Source organism: Clostridium sp. AM49-4BH (assembly GCF_003478335.1).
Taxonomy (GTDB): Bacteria; Bacillota; Clostridia; order Lachnospirales; family Lachnospiraceae; genus Butyribacter.
Window position 1 is genome coordinate 1 of the sequence record NZ_QUFB01000103.1, and the last position, 2,838, is coordinate 2,838.

3 protein-coding genes are annotated in these 2,838 nt (G+C 36.4%); all 3 read right to left on the reverse strand.

The features are described 5' to 3' along the window. Positions 1 to 165: 165 nt before the first annotated feature. The 3 genes from DW981_RS14375 to DW981_RS14380 all read right to left on the reverse strand — a co-directional run bounded on the left by DW981_RS14375 (position 166) and on the right by DW981_RS14380 (position 2,661). Positions 166 to 1,863: a methyl-accepting chemotaxis protein gene (locus DW981_RS14375; protein WP_118508224.1), complete on the reverse strand. Its 1,698-nt coding sequence runs from the start codon at positions 1,861 to 1,863 to the stop codon at positions 166 to 168. 119 nt (positions 1,864 to 1,982) lie between these two features. Further along, positions 1,983 to 2,144, reverse strand: a complete 162-nt coding sequence (locus tag DW981_RS15270; RefSeq protein ID WP_182434310.1) for a hypothetical protein — start codon at positions 2,142 to 2,144, stop codon at positions 1,983 to 1,985. A gap of 277 nt (positions 2,145 to 2,421) precedes the next feature. Next, a complete protein-coding gene (locus tag DW981_RS14380) occupies positions 2,422 to 2,661 on the reverse strand; it encodes a hypothetical protein (protein WP_055196153.1) in 240 nt (79 codons plus the stop codon). Between the last annotated feature and the right edge of the window lie 177 nt (positions 2,662 to 2,838).

Genomic DNA, 2,838 nt, shown 5'->3' on the forward strand with positions numbered 1-2,838 from the left:
CATCTATTAAACGACGCATTGTTTCTATATTTTTATTATAAATAACCATATAACCGAACTAAAAGTAAAAAACATTTTCTTGCCCAAAACAGAAAAGTGGACGATTATTCTTTAACTGTGTAAAAAAACAATCATCCACTAAAAACTTTGTCTATTCTTATTGTCTTAATTTGAATACCGAACCATACCGCTAAGTGTTGTAGCCTGAGCTGTAAGTTCTTCACTCGTCGCTGATGTTTCCTGTGCCGCAGCCGAATTATTCTGAACAACTTCAGCAATTCTTTCTGCGGTTGCCTCTACCTGTTCCATACTGTCTGCCTGTTCAATGGAAATTTCTTTTATCTTTTTCGCACTGTCCGCAATCGCCTGTATGCCATCCACAACTTCTCTCAATGAAGTTGAGGCTTTCTCTGCATACATATTTCCATCTCCAACCTCATGAATAGCCGCTTCAATAAGTGCTTTTGAATCCACCGCTGATTTTGCACTCTGTTCTGCAAGGTTTCTGATCTGATCCGCAACAACAGCAAAACCTTTTCCGGCTTCTCCGGCTCTTGCTGCTTCAATCGAAGCATTTAATGAAAGAAGATTTGTCTGGCTTGCAATATCTTCAATCTGTGTGATAATTGCTCCTATCTTCTCAGAGGTTTCATTTATGCGTGACATAGCCTGCACTAATACTTCCATATCTCCACGACTGCCTTCTGCAATCTCCGCATACTTATAGGCTTCATCGTAAGCTGTTCCCAATTCTTCTGCTGTTGTTTTTATTCCGCTTGTAAGTTCATTGATAGTTGCCTGCATTTCCTCAACCGATGCCGCCTGATCCGTTGCGCCTTCTGCTAAAGACTGTGCCGCTTCTGCAAGATTTGTGGAACCTGTAAGAACCTGCCCCGATGCATCATCTACCCCTCTTACAGTTGTATCAATCTCCTCATTCATTTTTCTTATGCCTGTCAGCAAATCGGTAAATGCTCCTGTATATACTTCCTCACACTCTGTATCAATCGCAAAATTACCTTCTGACATTTCATTTAACATTCTGCCAGAATCTTTAATGATAACTCTGATTCTGTCTGACATTGCAGATACACCAGACACAAGTTCCTTAATTTCATCCTCAGACTCAACCGTTGGAAGTGGAGAATCTATGTCACCCTCTGCAAATGTAATAAATCTGTCCTTTAATTCATTTAATGGTTTTTCAATGCTCTTTGATATTGCAACGGAAAGACTGTTTGAATAAATCGTTGATACTGCAATTACAATTATTATAATTGTCAATGCAGCTATCATAACCGTTCTCAACTGTGCACGTTTAGCGTTTCCAAGTGAAATATTCAAACTCATTAATTTCTGTAATGCATCATCCAAAGCCTGATATTTTGGTGCTGCTTCATCGGTCATCATCTGTTGAGCCTGTAACGATTTAGCAGTATCAGTCGTTGCACCTACCTCAATTACTTTTGCATCCACTTCTTTATACTCTGCCCATGCTTTATCAATAGCGTCCATGCAGGCAGTTCCTTCTTTTGTTATCATTGTTGGACGTATTTTTTCCAAATATTCCTCAAACGATTTAACAGCCTGTTCATGCTGTTCTTTCATACTTTCAATGAGACTATCTGAATCATAACCTACAATACCTCTTGAGGCAGCCCTTACTTCCGCTGATTCATTCATTGCCATAGCAATGTCTCCCTGTGGATACGCATAATTATCCAGTATCGTTCCATAGTTGTTTATCGTATAAAGCATAATCACTACAACCAGTGCTGATAATATTCCAAAAATGAGAATAATCTGTCTGAAAGATTTTTTCAGTCGTGCACCAATCTTCATTTTGTTAAGTTTCTTAAACATTTGTCTTGTCTCCTTCCTAATGGATAAAATGGTTCTTTGTTGTCCCATCAATATGTATATATACAAGTCAATATATGACCGTACATCAAGGTGGTTTCAATATAAAAGGCACATTTCAATTATGCACTAACGCATAACCAAAATGTGCCATATACAATCAGATCATGCCAAAAGAAAACAGACTTATCCTGTCTGTCTGTCTGTCTGTCTGTCTGTCTGTCTGTCTGTCTGTCTGTCTGTCTGTCTGTCTGTCTGTCGAGATTATATGTATCAGCCTGCATATATGCAACCCCTTTCTGTGTTTTTTTCGTATAAAATTTATTACTTGCAAAATTTTATACATAACCACAGTCCATCTATCTTACTCAAAGGATAACTTATTCCTCGATAAATTACTCGCCATTTCTTGCATTTTTTTATATTTTCGCCATTTTTTGCCTGCTATTAAAACAAAACAGATAAAAAGGACGCAGGATTTTACTCCCACGCCCCCTAAACTTATCTGGCTTTATCTTCCCTGACTTTTATCAAATACAGAATTCTAATAAATTATTTGTACTATTTCAATTTATCCTCAACAGCTTTAACAATATTATCCAAATAGTCAAATCTATTTGCAATTATATCCTGCTCTACAAACTTTATTTTATAATGTTTTTGCAATTCAAAGAAAAGTACAATTAAATCCCTCGGCATTAATCCATTTCTAGGATCAAGAAGGCTAATCGTTTCATCTATATGTATACCAGTACTTTCCAATGCAAATTGTTTTATCCACAACTTTATATCTTCTCTCATGCAGTTTTATCCACCTCCCTAGAACTGCTCAAACATTGAATATTTTTTTAATCTTGCTTCAATTTTATTAAACCATCTTTCATCTTTTAAATCATCAGCATTAAAAAAATTTTTACTTTTGGGCAAAGCATTCATTTGTACATATACATATTTCAATTCACTTGAATACAAAGAATT